This is a genomic window from Neobacillus camarae, from assembly GCF_054950115.1.
In genome coordinates, this window is record NZ_JBUCKX010000001.1 from 520,212 (window position 1) to 546,213 (window position 26,002).

Annotated in this window: 28 protein-coding genes; 18 read left to right on the forward strand and 10 right to left on the reverse strand. The window is 40.8% G+C overall.

Translation table 11 applies throughout. From position 1 onward, the window contains the following. Nucleotides 1–5: 5 nt before the first annotated feature. Entirely contained in the window at nucleotides 6–884 is an 879-nt protein-coding gene (locus ACY8D0_RS02480; protein ID WP_462408906.1) for a peptidylprolyl isomerase, read from the reverse strand. A 310-nt stretch (nucleotides 885–1,194) separates the two neighbouring features. On the opposite strand from ACY8D0_RS02480, the gene ACY8D0_RS02485 reads away from it, so the two are divergent. Then, entirely contained in the window at nucleotides 1,195–1,287 is a 93-nt protein-coding gene (locus ACY8D0_RS02485) for a YjcZ family sporulation protein (RefSeq protein WP_462408907.1), read from the forward strand. A gap of 75 nt (nucleotides 1,288–1,362) precedes the next feature. Here ACY8D0_RS02485 and ACY8D0_RS02490 read toward each other — a convergent pair whose 3' ends face one another. Further along, nucleotides 1,363–1,542, reverse strand: a complete 180-nt coding sequence (locus tag ACY8D0_RS02490; protein WP_462408908.1) for a hypothetical protein — start codon at nucleotides 1,540–1,542, stop codon at nucleotides 1,363–1,365. Nucleotides 1,543–1,717: 175 nt separating this feature from the next. Between ACY8D0_RS02490 and ACY8D0_RS02495 the strand changes: the two genes are divergently transcribed. Continuing rightward, entirely contained in the window at nucleotides 1,718–2,056 is a 339-nt protein-coding gene (locus tag ACY8D0_RS02495) for a DUF1878 family protein (protein ID WP_462408909.1), read from the forward strand. A 7-nt stretch (nucleotides 2,057–2,063) separates the two neighbouring features. Here ACY8D0_RS02495 and ACY8D0_RS02500 read toward each other — a convergent pair whose 3' ends face one another. Further along, nucleotides 2,064–2,639 carry an HTH-type transcriptional regulator Hpr gene (locus ACY8D0_RS02500; protein WP_462408910.1) on the reverse strand — a complete coding sequence of 192 codons (576 nt, stop codon included), beginning with the start codon at nucleotides 2,637–2,639 and terminating at the stop codon, nucleotides 2,064–2,066. Between the two features lie 292 nt (nucleotides 2,640–2,931). On the opposite strand from ACY8D0_RS02500, the gene ACY8D0_RS02505 reads away from it, so the two are divergent. Continuing rightward, entirely contained in the window at nucleotides 2,932–3,123 is a 192-nt protein-coding gene (locus ACY8D0_RS02505) for a membrane protein YhzF (RefSeq protein ID WP_462408911.1), read from the forward strand. A 59-nt stretch (nucleotides 3,124–3,182) separates the two neighbouring features. Here ACY8D0_RS02505 and ACY8D0_RS02510 read toward each other — a convergent pair whose 3' ends face one another. Beyond that, nucleotides 3,183–3,713 carry a tryptophan transporter gene (locus ACY8D0_RS02510; protein WP_462408912.1) on the reverse strand — a complete coding sequence of 177 codons (531 nt, stop codon included), beginning with the start codon at nucleotides 3,711–3,713 and terminating at the stop codon, nucleotides 3,183–3,185. Between the two features lie 137 nt (nucleotides 3,714–3,850). Then, a complete protein-coding gene (locus ACY8D0_RS02515; protein WP_462408913.1) occupies nucleotides 3,851–4,273 on the reverse strand; it encodes an HIT family protein in 423 nt (140 codons plus the stop codon). Between the two features lie 689 nt (nucleotides 4,274–4,962). Here ACY8D0_RS02515 and ACY8D0_RS02520 point away from each other — a divergent pair. The 3 genes from ACY8D0_RS02520 (at nucleotide 4,963) to ACY8D0_RS02530 (ending at nucleotide 7,723) form a co-directional block, all read left to right on the forward strand. Further along, the gene (locus ACY8D0_RS02520; RefSeq protein WP_462408914.1) at nucleotides 4,963–5,703 is read left to right on the forward strand and encodes an ABC transporter ATP-binding protein; all 741 of its coding nucleotides are present in this window, start codon (nucleotides 4,963–4,965) and stop codon (nucleotides 5,701–5,703) included. Beyond that, the gene (locus ACY8D0_RS02525; RefSeq protein WP_462408915.1) at nucleotides 5,696–6,907 is read left to right on the forward strand and encodes an ABC transporter permease; all 1,212 of its coding nucleotides are present in this window, start codon (nucleotides 5,696–5,698) and stop codon (nucleotides 6,905–6,907) included. The genes ACY8D0_RS02520 and ACY8D0_RS02525 overlap by 8 nt, the downstream gene beginning before the upstream one ends. Before the next feature lie 93 nt (nucleotides 6,908–7,000). Further along, nucleotides 7,001–7,723, forward strand: a complete 723-nt coding sequence (locus tag ACY8D0_RS02530) for an EcsC family protein (protein WP_462408916.1) — start codon at nucleotides 7,001–7,003, stop codon at nucleotides 7,721–7,723. Between the two features lie 108 nt (nucleotides 7,724–7,831). Here the strand turns inward: ACY8D0_RS02530 and ACY8D0_RS02535 are convergent, their stop codons facing one another. Then, nucleotides 7,832–9,007 (reverse strand): M20 family metallopeptidase, encoded by a 1,176-nt coding sequence (locus ACY8D0_RS02535; protein WP_462408917.1) that lies wholly within the window; start codon nucleotides 9,005–9,007, stop codon nucleotides 7,832–7,834. 157 nt (nucleotides 9,008–9,164) lie between these two features. Here ACY8D0_RS02535 and ACY8D0_RS02540 point away from each other — a divergent pair, with 157 nt between their 5' ends. Next, entirely contained in the window at nucleotides 9,165–9,779 is a 615-nt protein-coding gene (locus tag ACY8D0_RS02540) for a phosphatase PAP2 family protein (protein WP_462408918.1), read from the forward strand. A 19-nt stretch (nucleotides 9,780–9,798) separates the two neighbouring features. On the opposite strand, the gene ACY8D0_RS02545 is transcribed toward ACY8D0_RS02540, so the two are convergent. Further along, nucleotides 9,799–11,202 carry a hypothetical protein gene (locus tag ACY8D0_RS02545; protein WP_462408919.1) on the reverse strand — a complete coding sequence of 468 codons (1,404 nt, stop codon included), beginning with the start codon at nucleotides 11,200–11,202 and terminating at the stop codon, nucleotides 9,799–9,801. A 209-nt stretch (nucleotides 11,203–11,411) separates the two neighbouring features. Then, nucleotides 11,412–11,906 carry an antibiotic biosynthesis monooxygenase family protein gene (locus tag ACY8D0_RS02550; protein WP_462408920.1) on the reverse strand — a complete coding sequence of 165 codons (495 nt, stop codon included), beginning with the start codon at nucleotides 11,904–11,906 and terminating at the stop codon, nucleotides 11,412–11,414. A 230-nt stretch (nucleotides 11,907–12,136) separates the two neighbouring features. Between ACY8D0_RS02550 and hemE the strand changes: the two genes are divergently transcribed. From hemE to ACY8D0_RS02585, 7 genes are all read left to right on the forward strand, one after another. Continuing rightward, a complete protein-coding gene (gene hemE / locus ACY8D0_RS02555) occupies nucleotides 12,137–13,186 on the forward strand; it encodes a uroporphyrinogen decarboxylase (RefSeq protein ID WP_462408921.1) in 1,050 nt (349 codons plus the stop codon). A 507-nt stretch (nucleotides 13,187–13,693) separates the two neighbouring features. Then, on the forward strand, nucleotides 13,694–14,626 hold the full coding sequence (gene hemH, locus ACY8D0_RS02560) for a ferrochelatase (RefSeq protein ID WP_462408922.1): 933 nt from the start codon (nucleotides 13,694–13,696) through the stop codon (nucleotides 14,624–14,626). Nucleotides 14,627–14,664: 38 nt separating this feature from the next. After that, the gene (gene hemY / locus ACY8D0_RS02565; RefSeq protein ID WP_462408923.1) at nucleotides 14,665–16,089 is read left to right on the forward strand and encodes a protoporphyrinogen oxidase; all 1,425 of its coding nucleotides are present in this window, start codon (nucleotides 14,665–14,667) and stop codon (nucleotides 16,087–16,089) included. A 181-nt stretch (nucleotides 16,090–16,270) separates the two neighbouring features. Next, nucleotides 16,271–18,424, forward strand: a complete 2,154-nt coding sequence (locus tag ACY8D0_RS02570; protein WP_462408924.1) for a YhgE/Pip family protein — start codon at nucleotides 16,271–16,273, stop codon at nucleotides 18,422–18,424. Nucleotides 18,425–18,519: 95 nt separating this feature from the next. Next, nucleotides 18,520–19,254, forward strand: a complete 735-nt coding sequence (locus ACY8D0_RS02575; RefSeq protein ID WP_462408925.1) for an MBL fold metallo-hydrolase — start codon at nucleotides 18,520–18,522, stop codon at nucleotides 19,252–19,254. A 14-nt stretch (nucleotides 19,255–19,268) separates the two neighbouring features. Continuing rightward, on the forward strand, nucleotides 19,269–20,258 hold the full coding sequence (locus tag ACY8D0_RS02580; RefSeq protein WP_462408926.1) for a lipoate--protein ligase: 990 nt from the start codon (nucleotides 19,269–19,271) through the stop codon (nucleotides 20,256–20,258). A gap of 172 nt (nucleotides 20,259–20,430) precedes the next feature. Then, nucleotides 20,431–21,702 carry a M48 family metallopeptidase gene (locus tag ACY8D0_RS02585; protein ID WP_462408927.1) on the forward strand — a complete coding sequence of 424 codons (1,272 nt, stop codon included), beginning with the start codon at nucleotides 20,431–20,433 and terminating at the stop codon, nucleotides 21,700–21,702. A gap of 320 nt (nucleotides 21,703–22,022) precedes the next feature. Here the strand turns inward: ACY8D0_RS02585 and ACY8D0_RS02590 are convergent, their stop codons facing one another. Next, nucleotides 22,023–22,259: an IDEAL domain-containing protein gene (locus tag ACY8D0_RS02590; RefSeq protein WP_462408928.1), complete on the reverse strand. Its 237-nt coding sequence runs from the start codon at nucleotides 22,257–22,259 to the stop codon at nucleotides 22,023–22,025. Between the two features lie 192 nt (nucleotides 22,260–22,451). Between ACY8D0_RS02590 and ACY8D0_RS02595 the strand changes: the two genes are divergently transcribed. Next, nucleotides 22,452–23,003: a competence protein ComK gene (locus ACY8D0_RS02595; RefSeq protein ID WP_462408929.1), complete on the forward strand. Its 552-nt coding sequence runs from the start codon at nucleotides 22,452–22,454 to the stop codon at nucleotides 23,001–23,003. 18 nt (nucleotides 23,004–23,021) lie between these two features. On the opposite strand, the gene ACY8D0_RS02600 is transcribed toward ACY8D0_RS02595, so the two are convergent. Continuing rightward, a complete protein-coding gene (locus ACY8D0_RS02600) occupies nucleotides 23,022–23,387 on the reverse strand; it encodes a YhjD family protein (protein ID WP_462408930.1) in 366 nt (121 codons plus the stop codon). A gap of 308 nt (nucleotides 23,388–23,695) precedes the next feature. Here ACY8D0_RS02600 and ACY8D0_RS02605 point away from each other — a divergent pair, with 308 nt between their 5' ends. From ACY8D0_RS02605 to lepB, 3 genes are read left to right on the forward strand one after another with little or no spacing between them, the layout of a single operon-like run. Continuing rightward, entirely contained in the window at nucleotides 23,696–24,586 is an 891-nt protein-coding gene (locus ACY8D0_RS02605) for an LCP family protein (protein ID WP_462408931.1), read from the forward strand. A 39-nt stretch (nucleotides 24,587–24,625) separates the two neighbouring features. Continuing rightward, a complete protein-coding gene (locus tag ACY8D0_RS02610; protein ID WP_462408932.1) occupies nucleotides 24,626–25,288 on the forward strand; it encodes a TVP38/TMEM64 family protein in 663 nt (220 codons plus the stop codon). Next, entirely contained in the window at nucleotides 25,281–25,835 is a 555-nt protein-coding gene (gene lepB, locus ACY8D0_RS02615) for a signal peptidase I (RefSeq protein ID WP_462408933.1), read from the forward strand. Before ACY8D0_RS02610 ends, lepB begins: the two co-directional genes overlap by 8 nt. Nucleotides 25,836–26,002: the final 167 nt, after the last annotated feature.

The following is a 26,002-nucleotide window of genomic DNA, read 5'->3' on the forward strand; positions in this document are numbered from 1 at the left end:
TTTTTTTATTGGCCTGAAGTTGAAGTAGAAGTGGAAAGGTCAAGTGCGTCTTTTAAATCTTTATCGTCCACTTTAACATCTGCATCTTTAAGTTCTTTTTGCATGGCTTTATTAATGTCATCGCTGGTTATTTTGGATGACTTAAGTTCATATTCCAAATCGTCCTTCATCTTATCATAAGATTCTTTTTCTTTCCGATCAGTCACTTGAATAATATGATATCCAAACGATGATTTTACAGGACCGCTAATTTCGCCTTTTTTGAGCGCGTATGCCCCATTAATGAAATCTTGATCATAAGAAGAGTAGTTTTGGTTGTTGATTGTGCCAAGATCCCCGCCATTATCTTTGGTACCAGTATCAGTGGAATATTCCTTGGCAAGATCTTCAAATTTGCCGCCAGCATCTAATTTTTGTTTCACTTCATTTGCTTTCGCTTCATCAGCCACGAGAATGTGACGAACCGTAATTTCCGGCTTATAGTTATCGTAATACTCTTTTAGTTCCTTATCCGTTACTTTTACATTTTTCATGGCTGCTTTTTCTTGAAGCATGCCAATTTTCATGGTTTTCTTTAGATCACTTTCATCCTTATAGCCATATTGACTAAGTGTGGTTTCGAAATTATCTCCAAGCTGTGTTTTTAAATCGTCAATCTTTTTGTTTAATTCCGCGTCAGTCACTTTATATTTTTTCGAAAGCACCTTTTCATATACCAGCTGCTGCAGCGCTTGGTCACCAATCTTATCCTTCATCATATTGTAAAGTTCTTCTTGGGTGACATCTCCTGCCTTACTTTCCGCAACTTTATCGGAACCGGCATTACAGGCACCTAACGTTAGCATAGTGCCGGTTAAAGTTAAGGCAATTATCCATTTCTTCATATTTTCAATCTCTCCTAAAAATAAATTCTTATGGTGGTTTGTCCATATGATTTACTATATCATAAATGGTTAGTACTGCAAAAAGAAAATGCAAATCATTTGTAAATTAAGACAAAATTCTCAAGTACCTTTTCCACAAAAATAAGATAACCGCCTAGGCGAAATGAAATGCAGTTGAATAGTATAAGGTAGAACCTGTAATAAGCACAGGGGTTCCTGCATATTTGGCTCATGATTTGACCCGTTTCGATAAAAGGAATGGCGAGCCAAAAGACTATTAACAACTTCGATATGGGAAGGAGGCACGAATATGTCTGGTGGCGGTGGATACGGAGCAGGATTTGCGTTAATCGTTGTTCTGTTCATTCTCTTGATTATTGTTGGTGCTGCTTGGGTTTGGTAATACAGCATAAAAAAAGCGATGAGATTTGACTCATCGCTTGTATTTTTTTTGTCATTTGTTTCAAAAATAACCGGTCTATGTAAACAGAATTTCAATATATGAAGAAATCAGCAGAATGGTAACCAAAATATTGATGGTTCGAAACACTTTATGCTGTCGTTCCTCCGGTATTTCCTTTTGTAGACAAAGTATACTGGTCATTTTATTAATATAAAATAATATAAAGATGGCTAAAATAATAAAAATGGAGATCATCACTGATTCCCTCCTTGTTGTACATTTTCCCTACTACAATATCAGAAATACACAAAAAAAGATACCTATTATCCGGGAAAGTCTTGTGCCTATGCTTTGCAAAAACGTTTATGACCATCAGGAAATGGCAATGATGAACCTAATACCAGCATAATCTTGAAAGAAGGCTTTAACCATGAAGGACCAAGACGTATTATGGGAAAAAGTGAGGATTCTGGAATATCATCAAAAACTGTTAGTTAAGCTGACCAAGAACCCCGAGCTGGAGCTTTTCCGACTAATTATTGAAAATGGCATTACAGAACAAGAAGTGGAACGACTCTTTACTTTATGTAATAAATTGAACCGAAAATTTGCAGAACAAAAAGCGGATGGATATATACACTTTCATCCGCTTTTTGAAGAGTTTGCAGCCGCATTGCCGAGGAACCTAAACCAAAAATCTGTCATTAAGGCATGTTTAACACAAGGGCTCTACGTACCACTTTTTCTGGAACTCCAAAAATTCATTTAGCCGGCTGTTAAGCAAGCTCAGTTTCAGGTTTTTCATTCTTTTTGATTTTTCCGTCCTCTTCAATAAACTGGTTTTCAATGTTGTTAAAGGAACGTTCAAAGATTTCCATAAAATCATCGCCATAAATATTTCGGACGATTGCCATGATTTCAATGATATCAGGGAACTTGCCATAAAGGTTTCGGAGTGGCAGGGCCCCGGATAACACCGCATTTCCGTCAGGCTGATAGGTTTCCACTAACTGCAGCAAGATATTTTCACCCTCTGGTGTGAGCTGGATATACGTATTGCGCTTATCATTTTCTTTTTTAGAAAATTGGAGCAAACCCCTTTCTTCCAACTTTTTTGAAAAATTGAAAGCTGTTGACACGTGCATGACACCAAACTTTGCCACATCTGATATGGAGGCGCCATTTAAATGATAGGCGATCCAAAGAATATGGTGTTCATTAATATTCAGGTCAAAAGGCTTAATCCATTGCTGCCAATCTTTTTCAATAGATTTCCAAAGAGCTTTACTTAATTGTGCAATTCTTTGACTAAAAAAGAACGCTTCCTTCATTGAAAATTGTTTCTCTGCCATCCCCATATTCACCTACTTTTATATTACTCTATTTTCATTATGCCAATAAAATAAAAATTAATAAAGTAAAAATTAACAAAATTTTTAGAAATTACTATTTTTTTATACTGAAAATACATATCTTTTAATCTATTTTAAAGGTTCACCAGGAAAAATGGCAACTTTTAGAATATTTCCGATAAAAAAATAATTTCTTTGAATAGTTATGGAGGAAACTCTTCATACGAATGGACGAAAAATCATATAAATAGTTACAACCATCTTAATCGGTAACCTTCAGGGGGATAATAGAATGAAAAGTGCTGCTATCCTGTTTTTTATTTTAAGTGCGGTCCTGTTTTTAGGTGCGGGCAAGCAGGCAGTTAATTTAAAAAGGCCAGGCGTTTACCCTCCCAAACAAATAATCAAAAAACGAACGGTTACTCTTTTTTTGGGGGGAGCCATCTGTTTCTTGATTGCCTTCCTGCTTTCTTCACTGCAATAAGGTGGATTTAAGAAAAAGAACCCTTGCGGGGTTCTTTTTCTTAATAAGGATCCCGCCGATTATTTCTGTACGACGGAAGCTGTTGATGATAGACTTGTTCTTTTGAATATCGACCGGGCTATTGGATACAAAATAACCATTGTAATGGTATTAATAACCACTGCTGGAAGGACTCCTGCCACAAACAATGCTGCAAATGGACCAGGCAGGCCGACAATAAAAAAGGCTGAACCCAAAAAGATGGAACCGGAAATGATTGTGCCAACAGCTGTCAAAACAGCAACCCCAACCGTAGTATTTGAATATTTTTTGAAGGCAATAATTAATCCAAAAATGATTAGGGAGGTAAGCACCTTATCAATTATATTTGGAAGCTGGCCTCCAGGAAAACTAGTGGTTAAAGCTGACAGGATGCCGGTTACAATACCCATGAGTGTCGCGCTTTTAATGTTTGGTATCAGTACAATACCCAAAAACATCATGGCGAGCATCATATCTGGCTTGATTTGCAAGAATGCTGGCATTAACGTATGCAGGACAACCCCAATCCCGGCTAAAAGTGCTAATACCACAAGGTTTTTCGTATTCATTTCTCATCTCTCCTCTGCTTGACTAAGCTATTTGCCCCTCCTGCAGTGCACTCGTTGCCTGCAGCGAAGAACCTAGGTACATTATAGCATATTAATATAATGATAAGGAAGATACAAATTTTCAGATAATAGTATCTTTATCCTAACCGGCTGCTGATATTTGCGGCCATTTCCTGAAGCTGTCCGGAGGTGTAGTCACTTTGGTTGCTTTTCCATACGACTCCCAGTCCATCTCCCTTTCCATAACGCGGGATTAAATGGATGTGGAAATGGAAGACCGTTTGCCCCGCAAGTTCTCCGTTGTTATTGATTGTATTTAGGGCAACAGGTTCAAACTCCTGCTTTAAGGCATTGGCAATTGCAGGCACTGCGGAATATACCTGGCCGGCAATTTCCGGTGTTAATTCAAACAGGTTTTCTTTATGTACTTTTGGAATGACCAATGTGTGTCCTTTCGTCACTTGACTGATATCTAAAAATGCTAATACATGCTCATTTTCGTACACCTTGGCAGAAGGGATTTCCCCATTGATAATTTTGCAAAAAATACAGTCACTCATGTAATGCACAACCTTTCATTTGCAGTTTGTATTATTTTACCATAGGCTAAACAAAAGAAAAAGGCGGGATCGCTTGGGATCCCACCCTTCCGAAGGGGAAATGCTTCCATTAACACGTTCATTTTAGGAATGTTCTTTGATAAACACCTCATTTGGCTTTAAAGTGCATTTTATAAAGAAACACCATTGTTCAAGCTGACCATCCCCTGTTTGTTTTTATGGTTTCCTACCTATAAAAACGGTTGACGATCTGCGATAAACACCTCATTTTCAGTTTATTGTCGATAAACCTGGTGTTATTTGAACTCAAAATGGTTATCCTGCACGTTGTACACTACAACCATCCCCTTATTTGAAACGTTTGTGAAGCGAGCGTCTTTGAATGATAAGTGTCTTTTACAAACACCTCATCTCAAGTTTTGATGAATCACTTCATCGTCATTCCCCTTCGTAAATTATGATGTCCAATGGTAAGAGTAATATACATATAAAATTTTGCGGTTTGCAATTTCTATATTTTAGCTAATAAAAAAATATAAACTTTCTTGCGAAAGCTTTATATTTTTTTAACGCATAAGTGCAACTACGCCTCTGTCTTCGCCCTTGGGGCTTGCCAGTCGGCGAGATTTCTTTATCGGCAAGGATTTGGTAAAATATTAAGAAATCATGATAATGGAAGGACGTTGTCAATGTCGTTATTAACGATTGAAAATTTGGTGGGGGGATATACAAGGAACCCCGTTTTAAAAGATGTTTCCTTTGAAGTGAATGAAAACGAACTGGTCGGCCTAATTGGCTTAAATGGAGCAGGAAAGAGCACCACCATCAAGCATATTATTGGATTAATGGAACCGCATCAGGGTGTCATTAAAATAAAGGGCCAAACCATTTCGCAGGATAAGGAGGCCTACCGCCGGATGTTTACCTTTGTGCCGGAAACCCCGATTCTTTATGAGGAATTAACGCTAGCTGAGCATTTGCGCCTAACGGCCATGGCCTACGGTCTGAAGGAGGAGGAGTTTGAGAAAAGAGTCCACCCATTACTGAAGGAGTTTAGAATGGAAAAACGGTTAAACTGGTTTCCAGCCCATTTTTCAAAAGGGATGAAACAAAAAGTCATGATCATGTGCGCTTTTTTGGTGCAGCCTTCGCTGTATATTGTCGATGAACCGTTTGTCGGATTAGATCCGCTCGGCATTCAATCGCTATTGGATTTAATGAAAAAAGCAAAAGAAAGCGGAGCCGGCATCTTAATGTCCACCCATATATTGGCTACAGCAGAACGATATTGTGATCGCTTTGTCATTCTCCATGAAGGAAAAATTCGGGCCAAAGGGACGTTGGAGGAATTAAGACAGCAATTTTCCATGCCAAATGCTACTTTAGATGATTTGTACATACAACTGACAAAGGAAGAAAATTATGTTTGATGAGAAGAAATTATGGAGGGACAGGGCCGGAGCGCGCGTTAAAGAATTAGCAAGATATTTAAAGTATATATTTAATGGCCATATTGTCATCGTTATGTTATTCCTGATTGGAACGGCAGCGTACTATTATCAGCAATGGATTGCAACCTTACCGGCTGATTTCCCAGCGGAACTTATAACGGCAACTGTAATCGGGATTTTTTTAACGGGTAGTCCTGTTTACAATTTTTTGCTTGAAGCCGACAGGGTATTTTTAATTCCGTTGGAAACAAAACTAAAAGGGTATTTCCTGCGTTCCGGACTGGCAAGCATTGCCTTTCAAGGATATATCCTGTTAATGGTATTGGCGGTGTTTATGCCGTTGTATGCACACGTCAATCCTAATGGCTTTCATCTTTTTTTGCCGATTTTTATTGTGTTATTGGTCATTAAAGCATGGAATGTGGCCGTAGGATGGAGGATTGACTTTTTTGTTCAGCCATCTGTCCATAGATGGGATATGACGGTCCGTTTGTTGATGAATATCATCTTTGCTTATTTGCTGCTAGTGCAAGCCAGTTTTTACATTATTCTAATGCTAGGTTTGATCATGGTTGCTTATTACGGATTTTTCCATGTTCGGACAAGTACCCTCGGACTAAAATGGGACCTATTAATTGACCATGAGCAAAAAAGGATGGCCTCATTTTATCGATTGGCAAACTTGTTTACAGATGTGCCACATTTAAAAGAAACCGTGAAGCGAAGAAAGTGGCTCGACTTCTTGCTCCGTGGCGTGGAGTTTTCCCAAGAAAACACGTATTTGTACCTGTATTCGCGGACGTTTCTGCGGTCCTCGGATTACCTGGGACTATTTATCCGGTTGACGGTTATTGGAACACTTGCCATATATTTCATATCATTTGGAATCGGGCAAATTATCCTGTTAGTCTTGTTTTTATATTTAACTGGTTTCCAGCTTCAACCTCTTATCCATCATCACCAGAATAAACTATGGGTTGATTTATATCCGTCTGCGGATAAAACCAAGTGGGCAGCTTTTGCAAAATTAATATTGGTTGTTATGTCGGTTCAATTAATCGTATTTGCTGTGATGATCTTAATCAAAGGCGAGATTTTATTGGCCATTGGTGGTTTTGCGGCTGGTTTAGTGTTTAACTATTTATTTGTTCATGTTTACAGTAAAAAACGTTTGAAATTGTAGAGGAATGGGCTGACTCGAATTTCCGGGCCAGCCGCTTTTCTTGAAACCTTTTTGCCTTTTTTTTCGTAAAAATGATGTGGAGGTGTTGCTTGAATGAATCAATACGAGCTAGAGGTTTACGATGAAATCCAAGAATGGAAGAGAAGGATAACCAGACGCTCGGGAATGTTGAGCCGCGTTTCCAAAAAGGCCCAAGGGAAAATGAACGAACTGATTCCGGAGAAGGTTCATGAGGTCATGACCGAAAGTATTAAAGCCATGGTCAAAGCAACACTGCTGGGATCGCAGGTGACGACTAATCCTGAACAGGCAAGAGGACTCTCACTTCAGGAGAGAGATGAACTCCTTCGAAAAAAAATGGACACTTACCGGAAAACTGCTATGGTGGAAGGAGCCGGAACCGGCGCAGGCGGACTATTACTGGGATTGGCTGATTTTCCGCTCTTGTTGACCATTAAAATGAAATTTTTATATGATACCGCTGCAATCTATGGCTTCAATACAAAGGACTATGAGGAGCGGCTGTTTATCCTGCATGTGTTTCAGCTTGCTTTTTCGAGTGATGAAATCCGCAAGCAAACCTTATCTGAGATAGAAAAATGGGAGAATCGTAAGCGGGAATTGGCGGAAATGGATTGGCGCCAGTTCCAGCAGGAGTATCGTGATTATATTGACCTTGCCAAATTGCTTCAACTGGTCCCTGGCATTGGTGCCTTTGTGGGAGCTTACGCAAACAATAACCTCCTTAAGCATTTGGGTGAGACTGCCATGAACGCGTACCGGATGAGAATTTTAAGGATGGCCCCTGAAGCTTAGGCAAGTGCTGTGAAAGAAGGGGGCTCCACGTGACCAAAGCCGAAAAATATTGGGCCACTTGGAACCCGAAGAGGCTTCCTAAGACAGAAAGGTTTCACATCAATTAAGTTAGGCGTTATTGAATTTGATTGCAGAGGTTCCCAATGTTTTCGCGGCAATCAGCATGGCTTTCTCATTAATATCAAATTTAGGGTGATGATGTGGATAACCAGGATTTGCTGTAGCTGGTTCCGCCCCGGTGAAAAAGAAAGTGCCAGGAACTTTTTCCAAGTAATAAGCAAAGTCTTCAGCGCCCATTTGCAACTCGGATTCTTCAATCAAATTGACCTCAGATACTTCCTTTGCACATGATATCAGGAGTTCCGTCTCCGCATCATGATTCACTACAGCAGGATAACCTCTTTCATATTTGAACTCATAGTCAGAATCGGATAAATAACAAGTTCCATGGATAATCCTTGCCATTTCTTGCTCAATAAAAGAACGGACCTCTTCTTTAAATGTCCGCACTGTCCCGACTAACTTTGCTTTGTCAGCAATGACATTAAAGGCATTTGGGGCCATAAAGGATGCCACGGTTACGACAGCGGAATCAACGGGATTCACCTTGCGGCTGACAATTTGCTGCAGGTTTAATACAAGCTGCGATGCGGTAACAATCGCATCTTTTGTTTTATGCGGCTGAGCGCCATGTCCACCTTGTCCCTGTATGTCGATTTCAAATCGGTCTGCTGCAGCCATAATCGGTCCAGTTCTATATTGAATCGTGCCTAAGAGCTCACTAGCCCATAAATGGGTTCCGAAAATCACATCCACCCCGTCCAAGCAGCCGTCTTTTATCATGGCAATCGCTCCACCGGGGGCAAATTCCTCCGCGTGCTGATGAATGAAGACAATGTTTCCTTCGATTTCGGGCCTCAGTTCATTGAGTGCTTTTGCCAGAATCAGGAGTGAGGCTGTATGCCCATCATGGCCACAGGCATGCATGACGCCTGGCACAAGGGATTTATAGGGTACCTCTTTTTCATCTTGTATCGGCAAGGCATCAAAATCGGCCCTTAACGCCACCGTTTTACCCGGTTTGCCCCCTGTTATTTTTGCGACAACCCCGTTGCCGCCCACCTTGCCGCGCACGTCAATGTTGAGATTTTTATAGAATGATTCAATATACTGAGCCGTTTCGTATTCCTGAAATGACAGCTCTGGATGCTGGTGCAAGTACCTGCGGATCGACACCATATCTTCATAGTATTCTTCTAACTTTGCATAAAGTTTTTGCAGCATAGGAACCCCCTTCATAACTGTTTTTTCAAATTATTATAACTACTTTTACTATTATATAGATTTTTCTGGGATTTTTCTTTATACTTTTAAAGTATTTAATAGGAAAAGGCGTGAAAGTTAAAAAATGCGAGTTTTCAACAAAACAGTTTTTTTCATCATGATGATCATCTTGGCCGGCATTGTCTCTGCCATCATAATGATAAAAGTGGGGGCAAACAGTCCATTCTGGCTGGACAAAAGAAGCGCGGGTTGGTTTTCTGGGGTGCCTGACTCCGTCAATCCATTTTTTATACAAGTCACAGAAATGGGTGATAAAAAGGGAATCGGAGCGGTTTGTTTATTGGCCCTTTTATGGTTACTGTTTAAAAAGAAAAATTATTTGGGGTCGGCAGTTTTAGCTTTGGCTGTAGCACTCGGTAATGAGGTCAGTAATCTTATTAAAGATGCTGTTGCACGGCCAAGGCCCGAGCTTGAACATCTTGTTCATGTTTCAAGCTATAGCTTCCCGAGCGGACATGCCATGGTAGGGATAGTTATGTATTTTTTCATTGCCTACCTGGTCTTGGAATCCATTCAATCCAGAGTCGGTAAATGGGTAACGATTGGGATAACGGCTTGTTTGCTGCTGTTAATAGGGGCGAGCCGGTTGATTTTGCAGGTTCACTACTTCACGGATGTGATTGGGGGCTATGCCTTAGGATTTTTATGGGTTTCTATATGGATTGGATTATATAAATATTTTAAGAATCGTCCCACTAAAAAAAGAGGCTAATAGGCCTCTTTTTTTAAAATTAAATGATAAAAATAGCGGCTATTGTGGTAACAATTAGTCCAATTAGAACTGGCAGCAGGTTTCTTCGGGCCAGTTCGAATGGGTCGACATTACAGATAGCTGCCGCAGGGATTAACGCCCATGGGACCAGCGTTCCGCCACCAACCCAAATGGCTGCGATTTGACCCAAAGCAGTCAGAGTGGCTGCTCCTTTGCCAATAGCGGCTGCAAACAAGCTGGCAACCGAGCCGGCAAGAGATATTCCTGAGAACCCCGACCCATCCAATCCTGTTATGGCGCCAACTGCGGTTAGAGTTACAGCCCCAACGGTTTTACTTAACGGAACTATGCTGGCAAGCGCAAGGCCCAAATCATTTACAATCCCCTGAGAGGCTTTTGGAAGGAAATCCCCGACAATTTTTGTGAATCCCGCATCCCCCAAGTAAAAGAAGGCAGCAATCGGGATCACTGGTCCGAATACCTTAAAGCCAAATTGAAAACCTTCAATTAAAAAATGGGTAGTTTTTTCAAGTCCTTTGTTTTTATACCCGACTAGTGAAATAAGCAGAAGAATCAGGATGGAAGTACCACCAATTAAGGCTGTGGCATCGCCGCCGGTTAAATCCAACGCGACCATGGCCGCGACGTCGGCTACAAAGAGTATAGGTACCAAAAGTGCGAAAAAACGTTTTTGGGGCAGTGATAAAAGTGGAGGAGGTGAACCGGAAACCTCCTCGTGTGAAGAAGCGGTTTCAGAAGGGGGTTCGGCCTTCAAAAGCCCTCGTTTCATATCCCTTCGCAGAAAATAATAAGCAACTATCGTTGTGACAATACCCATGATAAATACCAATGGCACACTGGAGTGAATCACCTCGTCAATTGGGAGTCCCGCTGCATCAGCTGTCAGTTTTGGTGCTGCTTGGATGACGAAATCCCCGGACAGTGCAATCCCATGGCCAAACAAGTTCATGGCCATTGCGGCACCTAGTGCAGGTAGTCCTGCTCTGATCGCTGCTGGGAGGAGGACCGCCCCGAGTAAAGCAACAGCAGGCGATGGCCAAAAAAACCACGAAATCACCATCATTAATAACCCAATCGTCCAATAAGCCAAGCCGGGGTTGCGAATCAGTTTTCGAAACGGCGATATCATTACATCGTTAATCCCTGTTACGGTTAGCGTATGGCTCATGCCCACGATAATGGAAATAACGAGAATGGTAGATAACAATTCTGTTATCGCATAACTAAAGCTATTAAAAATACTGCTGACAGCATGGCTTAAACTGCCAGTGGCCGTAATGGCAATTAAAAAGATTCCGGCTATGCAAACGATGGTTGTATCCCTTCTCATGACCATGAAACCGATGATTAAAGCAATAAAAACAACATAAATCCAATGGAGAGCAGTAAGCTCAACAAGCATATAATTGACCTCCTTTCCGATTCCATAAGGCTTTTATTGGGTATTCGCCCTGATGGATGTAATACAGAATATTAAATAACACTTCAAGTGGTGAGGGGAAAATGGCGGGAAGCGGAATTAAATAAAAAAAAGGAATGGACACCAGTCCATTCCCAGTACAAGATTTTAGTCTTGCCGCATGTTTTAAGTTCTGAACGTAAACACAAACCCTATTCAGTAATGAAATATTTCCGAATATAAGGGGCATTCTCAAAGATGCCTGGCTGTCCGATGCCGAAACTACTATTGACTTTTTCGGAAAAAGGAGCATTGCTGCTTTGCCATTTTTCAAAGGAGGCCTCTTTTTCCCAGATGGTGAGGATTATATAGGTTTTCGATGCTATTGGCCGGAGGCACCTTAGGGCAAGTAATCCAGGTTCATTCTCGAACAACCAATTTTGAAGCTTCATTTTGTGTTCAAATAACGGGCGGCCTTCATCTGTAACCGGGATGTGATTCATGACAACCAAACCTTCCTTGGCCAACTCTCCACGGGATTCAATAGCCTCATATCGCCTAGGCAGTTTAAAGACAGTTTCTCTTTTAGTTTCATGGATTAATAATGCGCCATCGGCGTTTTCCATGGCCACTAGTTTCTCCTCAGGATGTTTTTCCATTATTTTCTTTAGATACTCTATTGTTCCGGTGGTTAAATAAACATTCATGATGTTTTCCCTCCTAGGATTATTAATAGTGTACGCGGGAAGCTTACTCCCCTGCAATAAGGTATACGGACTTTCAAAATCGACTATTTTTTGACAGTTAATAGTATTTACTATACACAAATGAGGTTAATCGATATAGTGTAGACAGTCTGTTGTAAAATGAAGTTTTTAAATTTAATCTTTATATATTAAAATGGTAAACAGATGTGTCTATGAAAGGGGCCAATGGAATGAACAAACCGATTAATGAAACGTTTCTAAAAGCAGCTAGAGGTGAGAAAACAGACCATGTACCTGTTTGGTACATGAGACAGGCTGGGCGTTCACAGCCGGAATATCGGGAAATTAAAGAAAAATACTCCCTTTTTGAGATTACCCATCAACCGGAATTATGTGCCTATGTGACACGGCTGCCGGTTGAGAATTATCAAGTCGATGCGGCAATACTATATAAGGATATCATGACGCCGCTGCCTGGAATGGGGATGCACGTGGAAATACAAGGGGGAGTGGGCCCCGTTATTGATAATCCAATCCAAACACTAGCCGATGTGGAGCAGCTCCAGGAGCTTCATCCTGAAGAGCATATTCCCTATGTGCTTGATACCATTAAACTTTTAACGGAAGAGCAATTAGCCGTTCCATTAATCGGTTTTTCCGGAGCACCGTTCACACTTGCCAGTTATATGATCGAAGGCGGTCCTTCGAAAAATTATAATAAAACAAAAGCTTTCATGTATTCGGAGCCAAAAGCTTGGTTTGCTTTAATGGAAAAGTTGGGCGATATGATTATTACATACGTGAAAGCACAAATCCATGCCGGCGCAAAAGCCATCCAAATTTTTGATTCTTGGGTTGGCGCGTTGAATGTCGAGGATTATCGCTACTTTATTAAACCAGTTATGAATCGGATATTTACTTCTTTGCAAGAAGAAAATGTGCCTCTCATCATGTTTGGTGTCGGGGCCAGCCACCTGGCATTGGAATGGAATGACCTGCCGCTTGATGTCGTCGGATTAGATTGGCGCCTTCCAATCCGTCAGGCAAGGGAAATGGGAATTACCAAAACGGTTCAAGGGAATCTGGACCCGGCCGTTTTATTGGCTCCTTGGGAGGTCATTGAGCAGAAGGCAAAAGCCATTTTGGATCAGGGAATGGAGCATGATGGCTACATATTTAACCTAGGCCATGGAGTATTCCCATCTGTAAATCCAGAAACGTTAAAAAAATTAACAGCGTTTATTCATGAATATTCCGCATCCAGACGCAGTCATTCCTAATTCTTTTTGGCTCTTTTCTAAAGGATTATTGCTTTTTCTACATTAATAGACTGCTGGGAAGATGTATAGTGATAAACGACTGTTCACTTGAAATGACTGGTACGGTCGTTAATAGCCTTTATTAGCGACTGTACGCTCGAAAGAATCACCAGGTCGGTCGTTAATAGCCCTTATTGCGACCATACACTCAGAAAAATCGCCAGTAGGGTCGTTAATAGCGATTAATTAACGACCGTACGCTCAGAAAAAAAGCCAGAACGGTCGCTAATATATCTTACATAATCTCAAATATTGGAAGATGTGTTTTACCTTTCAATGTTTATTATTCTTTGATAAACGTAAGAAGGAAAACAGCAATATCTACGAAAACAGCCTTCATTTTTAAGCATTAAATTGGCAGGCCAACGATTTTTTTGGCAAAATTAAGTGAAACTATCAGTAAAGAGATTCACCAGTGATAGTAATAGTGGGATATACTGAAGAACTTGTAAAAACGAGGTGCAATAGATGACAAAAAAGAAGATGGGATTGCTGGTCATGGCATACGGAACGCCTTATACTGCTGATGACTTAGAACGATATTATACACATATTCGCCATGGCCGGAAGCCAACTCCTGAAATGATAGAGGATTTGCGCAATCGTTATGAAGCAATCGGGGGGATATCACCCCTCGCAAAAATAACACTTGAACAAGCTGAAAAGCTGGAAAAGGATCTCAATGCGATACAAACGGACATAGAATTTAAAATGTATCTTGGATTAAAACATATCGAACCATTTATTGAAGATGCCGTCCAGCAGATGGTTAAGGATGGGATAAAAGAGGCCGTGAGTCTTGTGCTGGCGCCGCACTATTCAACCTTCAGCATTAAGTCCTATAACAGCAGGGCTGCGGAGGAAGCGGAAAAACAAGGTGGGCTCTTGATCAAATCGATTGACAGCTGGTATCAGGAACCGAAATTTATTCGTTATTGGTCTGACCAGATTAAACATATCTTTGACCAGATGCCTGAAGAGGAAAAGGAAAATGCCGTTTTGATTGTATCGGCTCACAGCCTTCCGGAAAAGATTCTCCAGATGGGCGATCCATACCCTGAACAGTTGCGGGAAACAGCGGATTTGATTGCAGAGCAAGCAGGTGTGAAAAATTATCGCATCGGCTGGCAAAGTGCCGGAAATACGCCGGACCCTTGGCTGGGGCCTGATGTCCAGGACTTAACAAGAAGCTTATATGAAGAGCATCAATACAAAGCATTTGTGTATGCGCCAGTAGGTTTTGTCTGTGACCATTTAGAGGTTCTATATGATAATGATGTGGAATGCAGGGCTGTTACGGAAGACTTGGGAGTAAGCTATTATCGACCAGAAATGCCTAATGCCAAGGACGAATTTATTGGAGTATTGGCGGAAGTAGTCCTGAAAAAAGCAGTGGAATAACTCGGAAACGTAACATAACTGGAAGAAGGTGATATCCCGTGGCGGAACATAAACAAAAGGTTGTCATTATTGGCGGGGGAATTTCCGGCCTGGCAGCCACATACTACTTGCAGAAGTCCATTAAGGAAAAACACCTTCCCTTAGACGTTCAACTTATTGAAGCATCACACCGCCTTGGGGGTAAAATGCAAACTGTCATTAGGGACGGTTTTACCATTGAGCGGGGTCCTGATTCTTTTCTGGCGAGAAAAACAAGCATTAAAAAACTGGCTAAAGAAGTTGGGATGGATGACAAACTGGTGCCTAATTCAACTGGGAAGTCATTCGTTTTGGTTAACGAAAAGCTGCATTCCATTCCTGGCGGGGCCATGATGGGAATCCCAACGGAAATAGGGCCGTTTATCACAACTGGCCTTATTTCTATCCCCGGTAAAATAAGAGCTGCCGCTGATTTAATTTTGCCCCGTTCAGAAAGTGGCAAAGACCAATCCTTAGGCCAATTTTTCAGAAGAAGACTGGGCGATGAACTGGTTGAGAATTTAATTGAACCATTATTGTCGGGAATCTATGCCGGTGATATTGACCAATTAAGCCTGCAGGCCACTTTTCCCCAATTTTTTGAGGTAGAACAAAAATACAGAAGCCTTATTATTGGAATGAAAAAGGCTACTCCGGCCCAGCCCAAACCAAAGGAAATGAAGGACAAAAAAACAGGCGGTTTTTTAACCTTCCGGACGGGCCTGCAATCCTTTGCCGAAGCTATTGAGGCACACCTTGCACGGGAATCGATTTTAAGAGGGCATCGGGTTCAAAGTATCAGCAGGGTAAACCAACATTATGAAATTTACCTGAATAACGGGGAAATGCTGACGGCAGACAGCATTATTGCCGCTACCCCCCATAAAGTAACGCAATCCATGTTTTCTGACTATCGTTTTTTTGATCCGTTTAAATCCGTTCCCTCCACGTCGGTTGCTACCGTTGCCCTCGCTTTTCCGGAGGAAGCAATCAAGCAGGATATTGAAGGAACGGGATTTGTTGTGTCAAGAAACAATGACTACTCGATTACTGCTTGCACTTGGACGCATAAAAAGTGGGTACATGCGGCTCCAAAAGGTAAAGTCCTGCTCCGCTGTTATGTGGGAAAAGCAGGGGACGAGACGATTGTCGACCTGTCAGATGACCAAATTGTAAGAATAGTTCTTGATGACCTGAAGAAAACAATGGATATTACAATGAATCCAGATTTCTTCATTGTTTCTCGCTGGAAAAATGCGATGCCCCAATATACGGTGGGCCATAAGCAGCGAATGGCAAAAATATTGGAACAAATGAGTGCTGAATTGCCAGGTGTTTATTTAGCTGGCGCTTCTTACGGTGGTGTCGGAGTACCTGATTGTATTGACCAAGGAGAGGCTGCGGTTCAAAAAGTCCTAAAATATTTACTAGAAGCTGCTCCATGATAGCAGCTTCTTTTTTCTTGTAAACATGTAAAAAAGGGAGTATACTCATTAGGTATCAAATGACTAAAATGTTCATTTGGTCATTAAAGGATTATCTTTAGTTTGATAGTCCTTTGTTTTTGGGATTGAATGACCATTTGAATGAAATAGTCAATTATTTTGAAGTAAGGGGGCATCCGAGGTGAAAAATGTTCTGTTAAAGGAAGAACTCTCAACGATTTTCAAAAACAAAAAAATTCTCATACCCATCCTCGCCGTATTATTTATTCCTATCCTGTATGCAGGGATGTTTTTATGGGCTTTTTGGGATCCGTATGCTAAACTCGATCAGCTGCCGGTTGCCATTGTCAATCAAGATAAAGGGGCGGAATTGGATGGGCAGCAACTGAAGCTTGGAAAGGATCTCGTTAAAAAGTTAACAAACGGTAACCAATTTAAATTTCAGACATTATCCAAAGATGAAGCATTTAAACAGCTTAACAATCAAAAGTTTTATATGCTGATTGAAATCCCAAAGGATTTTTCCGAAAATGCAACCACGTTAATGGACCAAAATCCGAAAAAGTTGGAATTGATTTATACACCTAACGAAAGCTTTAACTTTCTCTCCGCACAGATTGGTGGAACAGCCGTAGAAAAAATTAAAACCGCTGTTGCGGAACAAGTGACGAAAACCTACGCGGAGACAATGTTTGATAAGGTAACCGATCTTGCGGACGGTATCGGCCAAGCGAGTGACGGTGCCGGAGATTTGAGTTCAGGAACGAATGAACTAGCAGGCGGGTCCAAAGATTTGAGTCAAGGATTGGCAACCTTGGCCGAGAAATCAATCGAGTTTAATCAAGGGGTCAAACAAGCTTCTTCCGGTTCACAAAAACTGGCATCTGGATCGACCGAGCTCAATGCCGGGCTTGAAAAAGCCGATTCCAGCATGCCGACATTGATTGATGGAACGAACCAAGTATATGCTGGGGCCGAGCAATTAAAAACCACTCTACCTGTTGAAATAGCCAAAGGGATCAATAGCCAAATGGCGGGGAGCGTAACAGCACTTAACTCTGGTATTGATAGTTTTGAGTCACAATTAGCTGCTTCTCTGGCTTCCGAGATGGCGGATAAAATCATCCAGCAGCAAAGCCAAACCATAACCCAGTTGGCACAAGAGGCAGGTCAAATGAGTCCGGATCTAGCCGCGAATATCATAAGCCAAGCCCAGAAGAATGCACCAACAAAAGAGCAAGTTCAGCAGGAGATTTTAGCTGAATTAAACCCTAAATTAGATGGTGCGTTTGGGCAATTCAAAACGACAGTCAATCAACAGTTGGCATCTTCCACTAATGGTCTTGACCAAAAACTGGCCAGCCAGACCAACCCATATTTTGATAAACTGCTTGTGGGCATTGGCTCGGTAAATAATGGCCAAAAAGAATTACAGCAAGGGGTTCATCAACTCTATCTTGGGTCACAAGCTTTAACAAGCGGTGCAAGTGATCTGACATCTGGCATGAATCAGTTATCGAACGGCGCGGACCAATTATCTGATGGTTCCAATCAATTGGCACAAGGCTCCAATCAATTAACCGACGGAACAGCAAAAGTATCCCAGGGGGCCAAAGAATTAGCCGATAAATTGGCCGAAGGAGCCACCGAAGCTTCAAAGGTGAATGGAAATGATAAGACCTATGACATGATGTCTAAACCTGTCAAACTCGACACGGATAGTGTCAATCATGTGCCAAACTATGGAACAGGATTTACCCCATACTTTCTGTCACTGGGCTTGTTTGTAGGTGCGCTGATTTTATCAATTGTCTTCCCAATTGCTGAACCTGCTGTACAACCGGCTAATGGCTTTAACTGGTTCATCAGCAAGTTCTCGATTCTTGCGGGCATGGGAATCATTCAAGCCTTGCTGGCTGATACTATCATATTGACGGCTTTGGACCTTGATGTTCAAAGTGTGCCGAGATTTATCTTATTTACGATTTTTACAAGTTTAACCTTTGTGGCATTAATTCAATTGCTCGTGACATCTCTAAAGGATGTAGGGCGTTTCATTGCTATCTTGATCCTGATTTTCCAATTAACAACAAGCGCCGGAACATTCCCGCTAGAAACCATTCCTGATTTCTTGCAGTTTTTCCATGCCCTGCTGCCAATGACCTATTCAGTAAAAGGGTTCAAAGCAGTGATTTCAAGTGGGGATTCCGGATATATGTGGCAAAATCTTTCCATATTGGCGGGATACATCGTCATTTTTGCCATCTGTACCCTAAGCTATTTAACAAAAAGGTTCAAATCAAGCTTCCACAAGCCGATTGAAAATGAAGCATGACCGGAAACCAGCCTATAATTTGGGCTGGTTTTTTACTGCTTATCCTGATAATAGCGTATATTATAGATATGTAACTATTATTTGGAGGAATGGGAATGAAACTAACCATTATTGGACCATGGGGCGGATATCCTAAGGTGAATGCTGCTAGCGCCGGATATCTGCTGGAGCATGAGGGATTTCATATGTTGATTGATTGCGGAAGCGGGGTTCTGGCTAAGATGCAGAATATCATTCAGCCGGAACAACTGGATGCTGCTATTATCTCCCACTATCACCCTGACCATATCGCTGATATCGGGGTATTGCAACATGCCAGATTAATTCAGGGATACTTGGGAAAACAAATGGACACCTTGCCTGTATACGGTCATCCATTGGACCAGCAGGAGTTTGCCAAGCTTTCTTATAAAAATATTATGAAAGGTATCGCCTATGATCCCCATCAACAGTTATCGGTGGGTCCTTTTCAAATCACGTTCCTAAAAACAGACCATCCTGTACCGTGCTATGCCATGAGGATTGAAGCAGGAGGCAAGGCGATTGTCTATACGGCTGATAGTTCCTTTAAAGAGGAATTCATCTCTTTCAGCCAAGGAGCAGAGGTTCTTGTCTGCGAATGTAACTTTTATGCCAATCAAAATGGAAAATCCGCGGGCCACATGAACAGTACGGATGCGGGACGATTTGCACGTGAAGCAGGTGTTAAGCAATTAATTTTAACCCATCTGCCGCATTACGGGAATGTAGTTGAGCTTTTAGAAGAGGCATCAAAAGAATATACTGGTATAATAAAACTTGCTGAAGAATTTCTTGTGATTACAGTGTAGAAAGGATATGCGCCATGTTATTCATAGATAATAAAGGAATTAATGATCCTCGCATTAATCTTGCAATCGAGGAGTATGCGTTAAAACATTTGGATATTAATGAAACCTATTTATTGTTTTATATAAATGAGCCTTCGATTATTATAGGGAAAAACCAAAATACGATTGAAGAAATCAACACCGAGTATGTGGAGAAGAATGGAATTCATGTCGTTCGGAGATTATCGGGCGGAGGGGCAGTTTATCATGACCTTGGCAATCTAAACTTTAGCTTTATTACAAAAGATGATGGAGAAAGCTTCCATAATTACCGCAAGTTTACCGAGCCGGTTATTGGTGCGTTGAGAAAACTAGGCGTGAACGCGGAGTTAAGCGGAAGAAATGATATTGAAGTGGGAGGACGAAAAATCTCTGGGAATGCCCAGTTTTCAACAAAAGGCAGGATGTTCAGCCATGGCACGTTGATGCTGAATTCTGAAATGGACAACGTGGTTTCTGCCTTAAGAGTAAAAAAAGAAAAGATCGAATCTAAAGGGATTAAATCGGTTCGCAGCCGTGTGGCTAACATTTCGGAATTTCTTCCTGAAAGACTGGAAATTGAAGAATTCCGTTCCATTTTACTTAAATCCATTTTTGAAGGCCAGGGTGAAATACCCGAATACATTTTGACCGAAGAAGATTGGGAAAACATTCAAAAGCTCTCGGAGGAGCGTTATCAAAATTGGGAGTGGAATTATGGGAAGTCACCGAAATTTAATTTGCAGCACTCCCACCGTTTCCCAGCAGGCACGATTGATGTCCGGTTGGAAGTAAATAAAGGTTTAATTGAAAATTGTAAAATCTATGGGGACTTCTTTGGTGTGGGCGATGTGAGCGACCTCGAAACCAGGCTCAAAGGGATTCGTTATGAAAAAAGTGAGATTGAAAAAGCGTTGGAAGATCTGGACGCCGCCCATTACTTTGGAAATATATCCAAGACGGATTTCATTAACTTACTATACTAATAAGACTGAAGGAAAGGCACCTTTAAATGGAGGTGCCTTTTCACTTATTTTAATAGTCAATATCCCCTTAAGCAGTTGCTCCTATTTTTGTTTAATAGGACATGTCTGGTTCTAAATCATAAGTTTTTTACTAAACTAAGAATAGGAGGCTGTACAAAAAGGGGGACAAAACATGGTGAGGAAACTGGGGGTCTATGCAGTATTGGCCTTTGTTTTATATGGTTTATTTTTTTACTGGTATTTATTCCATTTGGCCGATCCAAAACTGCCTTTCGAATTTCAGGGAACAAAAGCAGACCCGGCGACGTTCTTAAACGGCCGTGAGCTCATGCTTAGTGAAGAATATTCGAAAATTCGCAACCTATTATTTTTCCTGGCAACTCCATTAGAATGGATTATTTATTTTCTCATTTTTATTTTCGGTCTGACTAATAGGTTTAAACGATGGGCAGAGGATTCGTCCAAATACAGACTGCTGCATACGCCGATTTATCTATTTTGGTTATCATTATTCGCTTTTATGGCCACTCTGCCGTTAAGTTATATCAGCTATACCCTATCCAAGACATATCATATCTCCACACAAACCTTTCCATCATGGATGAAGGATGAGTTGATTGACTTTTGGCTCAATTATGGGACATGGTTAGTGATTGTTCCAGTCCTGTACTGGCTGATGAAAAAAAGCAAAAAACGCTGGTGGTTGTACGGATGGCTGTTATCAGTCCCATTTACGTTATTTATGATGTTCCTGCAGCCAGTAATTATCGACCCGCTTTACAATGATTTTTATCCGTTGAAGAATAAGGAACTGGAAGCAAAAATTTTAACCATGGCCGATAAGGCGGATATTCCTGCCAAAAATGTATTTGAAGTGGACATGGCTGAAAAAACCAATGCATTAAATGCCTACGTAACGGGAATAGGTTCCAATGCCAGAATTGTTCTTTGGGATACCACCCTGAACCGCCTGAATGATAATCAAATTTTATTCATAATGGCCCATGAAATGTGTCATTATGTGGAAAAACATATATATTGGGGAATCGGCGGTTATTTACTGCTTTCACTGTTAGGACTATATTTAACATACCGGATAATGAATTGGGCTCAAAACCGATTTGGAAACCGCTTAAAGTATGTTAAAACGGGAGATATACGTTCACTGCCGTTATTCTTTATGATTATTTCGATGCTGATGTTTGCCTCAAGTCCGTTTACCAATCTGGCTTCTCGTTATGAGGAAACCAGGGCTGATCGGTATGCCATTGAAATGACCAAAAATCCGGAAGCTGCCATTACCTCTTTTCAGGAGCTTGCCAAGTCTGGATTGACTCAAGTTGACCCTCCGTTATTAGTAAAGATTTTTCGGTACACTCACCCTACGATGCTTGAACGCATTTCCAGGCTTGAACAATATGAAATCGAACATCGTCAGGACTAAAACTTATTGAAAAAGCTGGGGCTATGCCCCAGCCTTTATTTATGATAAGGATCTGTTAAACGATAAGGTTGATTTATTTCCCTCTGTTGATTGGAGCGGATAAGCTCGACTCCTCGAAAATCCTCAATTATGCTATCGCATTTTCTTTGTGTGTGGCGGATTCGTTGATGAATTTCAGTGTCCTGCGGGAGTAGGAGGCTGAGGCGGCTCCCCGGCGCGCCCGCGGGGTTGGTTGCTGGGCTTCTTTCACTGCAATCAACAGCCATATTTAACAAGCTTTAAAAAAAGAAAAACCGTCTAGGACGGCGGGAATAAGTCTTTTAGGTTCCAAACTTTTTATTTACTTCTTTAAGCTGGCTGGATAATTGTAGAAATGACTTTCTATCCCCACGGTCAATCGCCAAATCAATCTTTTGTAATAGCTTTTCCTTTTCCACCGTTAATTGAATTTCCATTAGGAGCATATCGATATAAAGGTCCTGGACAAAGTTTTCTTTTAACCGAGTTCGTTTCATGGCTGCAATTTTCATTAATTCCGCATATGATTTTTCCTTCATGAAAATCACCCCGAATGCTTTTTTCTATTATATGGAGTTTTCGGGAGAATATCAATAATATTTAAAATTTTCTGATTGTACTTTTTTTTGACACATTTTTGTGAATAAATTAGCAACAATCCAGAAATACAAGGGAGAATGGTTTTGGAAATGTTAAGATAGTTTCGAATCTTAAATGAGGAGATGATTTGTTTGAAGCATCAAATTCAGGATTATGAAATTAATTCTTGTACCATGTTTTTGTTCCCTGTGGAATATGGCAGTAAAATATTCTCACAGATTGCTGAAGTTGAAGATGAATACGTTTCCCCCATTAAACCCTTGGACATTGTGAAAAGAAGCTGTGATTATTTTGGTGTTGATTATGAAAGCAGAAAGAAGGGAACCAGACAGCTTATCGGGTATAGCCGTAAAATCCCAATTGTCATTGAGCCATCTAATCAAATTTTCTTTTTCCCTACCACTTCACCCAACCGCCCGGAGTGTATTTGGATTTCCCATGAATATGTTGAAAACTATCGGCGAATAGGACCACATGAAACCTTAATCACTTTCCGGAATAAATCTTCTCACCTTTTCCCGGTTTCCTTTAGCACCATAGAAGGACAAATGCTAAGAACCTCATTCCTTAAAACCAAACTTTTGCAAAGAATGGATAGTCACAAGAAATCGATTTATTTGCTCCATGGGCCTAAGACATTGAATGCCTCAGAAAGCGGAAAGGATTACGGACCGGAAAAGTAACGGTTCCATAATGAAATCTCATGACGATTGGCGCCCATTTAACAAATAGTCCTGCATTAATTCTTGGACCTTATTCCTGATTCTTGGATTAAAGTAATTATGATTTTCTTCATATCCTTTATAAATAAACATAAACATGGTAAAGGCTTCATCCCGTTTTGTTTCCATTACTTGTAGTTGATTCTTTTTCATATATTGTTTCACCTTAAATAACTCACTTTGAATTTCTTTCATTACGGCTTCTATTAACTCCAAATAAGGTTTTTTTAGCTTGAAAGGACTTTTATCAACCACTTGGAGATCACGGTTTAGAATGGTTAATACCATAGGCAAATAAATGGCCTTTTCCATTATGTCGCGATCGTTTTCTGGAATTCTGGTCATTATTACTCACACCTCCCTAAAAGCGAACTAATGTTCTTATTTGATTTTACTAAAAACCGTTGAAAAACGCAATAATGCCTCTATATTGAAGTATGTGAAAAAAGCCCGCTTAATAGCGAGCTTTTTTATTGCAAAATTCATCTTTTTCATGAGAAAGTTTTTATTAATAGAAGGATATCGGATGGGGGAAAATGAATTAAAGATAGACAGTAACAGTAAATAATGATTTTACAAATACTTACGTAATAGGTGATTTAATGAGAGCGGACAAGCATCAAAATAAAAAAAAGCGAAGATGGACATCCATTTTGATTATATTTCTGATCCTGATTGGCGGGGCTGTCGGGTATTCATACTACCAATATAAGCAGGGTGTTAACCAATCTTTAAAAAAGATTAACAAAGACCAAGAAGATACTAAAGTCAACTATGCATTTGAGGGCCAAAAGGATCAATATGGGGATACAAATATCTTATTGCTAGGCAGTGATGCTCGAGGGGACGAGGCTTCAAGGGCAGATACGATTATGATAGCCCACTATAACGAAGATAAAGGGACTTTTAAACTGACCTCTATCATGAGAGACACTTACGTCCAGATTCCCGGTTATGGCAAGCATAAAATAAACTCAGCTTTCGCACGTGGCGGTCCAGAATTAATGAGAAAAACGATAAAACAAAATTTTGATATTGATTTGCAATACTACGCTATTGTTGATTTTCAAGGCTTTGTCCAGCTGATTGATGAGGCGTTTCCAAATGGTGTGGAAATCGATGTTGAAAAGAAAATGACCCAATATGTAGACGTGCCCCTCCAGCCTGGCCTGCAAAGATTAAACGGGAAACAAATGCTCAGCTATGTCCGGTTCCGGCATGATGCGGTCGGCGACTTTGGGAGGGTTGAACGCCAGCAGAAAGCGCTCAAGGCGATTGGAGACCAATTGGCCAGTGTCGAAACCGTTGCCAAAATCCCCAAGCTGATTGGTGTGGTTACCCCATATATCAATACAAATATGGGCACTTCCGATATGTTATTCATGGCCAAAGATTTCTTCTCGGGTGATCGGGGGAATGTGGATACACTGCGTATTCCTATTGACAACAGTTTTACAGAGGAGAGAGTTTCCCCTGACGGTGCTGTTCTGGATATAAACCTCCAGAAAAATAAAGATGCTCTCCACGAATTTATTACAAAGTAGTTCATAGTAAATCTGGTTAAAGATAGAAGGGGAAAACGGATGGATATGGAAGTCATTAGAGCCTGGTTTACACTTGATAATATTATGAACCTCATACAAGAATATCGAGCACTGGGACCGCTTCCGGGAATCGGCTTAACCGTTCTTGAAGCGTTCCTGCCGTTTCTTCCTCTAGTCGTTTTTGTAATGGCGAATGCAAATGCATTCGGACTTTGGCTGGGATTTTTATATTCTTGGCTTGGGGCTTGTGTTGGAGCCTTTCTCGTGTTCTCGCTTATTAGAAAGTTTGGTCAAAAACGGTTATTGGTGTTTATTTCGAAGCACCCTAAAGTCCGTAAATTAATGGATTGGGTGGACCGTCATGGTTTCGGGCCTCTCTTCTTACTGATCTGTTTTCCTTTTACCCCATCCGCCCTTGTTAATATTGTGGCGGGCCTTTCCAAACTTAGCGCTGCCCAATACATACTTGCCGTGGTTATTGGCAAAATGGTGATGATTTTTACAATGAGTTTTATAGGCTATGACCTTCGTTCATTGATTAACCAGCCATACCGAACGGCTATTGTTTTGGGTGTGATATTTATTCTTTGGTATGTGGGAAAAAGAATTGAACTAAGATTGAATAAGGGCCTCGAAAATGACGATAATGGAAAAATAGATTCATTCAATGAGCAGAAAAAACGGAGGGGATTCAATGAATAGTGAATGGAAACAGGAAGGAATCGAATGGATGAAGGCTTTTATCATAGGCATCATCATTTTTATCTTTATTCGAACGTTTTTCTTTTCCAATTATGTGGTTGAGGGTGAGTCCATGATGCCAACCCTGCAAGATGGCAATAAACTAGTTGTGAATAAATTGGGCTATCAAGCAGGGGATTTGAATCGCTTCGATGTGATTGTGTTTCATGCGAATGAAAAAGAGGATTATGTTAAACGGATTATTGGCATGCCGGGGGACAAAATTGAGTATCGTGATGACCAGTTGTATGTCAATGGCCATAGGTACGCTGAACCCTTTTTGAAGGCTTACAAGGAAAAGTCACCAGGTGTGAATATTACCGGTGATTTTAGTTTACAGGAAATTACTGGTGAGAATATGGTTCCCGAAGGTGAATTATTCGTCCTTGGCGATAATCGGCTTGGCAGTTGGGACAGCCGGCACTTTGGCTTTATTTCGGTCAATCAGGTGGTGGGTAAAGTAGACCTTCGCTACTGGCCATTAAACGAAATGGATGTTCATTTTTAATAAATCTCTTCTAACACACGATAATTTGGTCGTGTTTTTTTTTTTTATCTATGGCTCTGTAAAATTAGGCTGTTGATGTTTAAAAAAACAACATTATCGTTTAACAAAGCCTTATCTTTAAAAAAAGTTTTACCAATTCTGGGTTTAGCTCTTCCAAACGTTTGTGC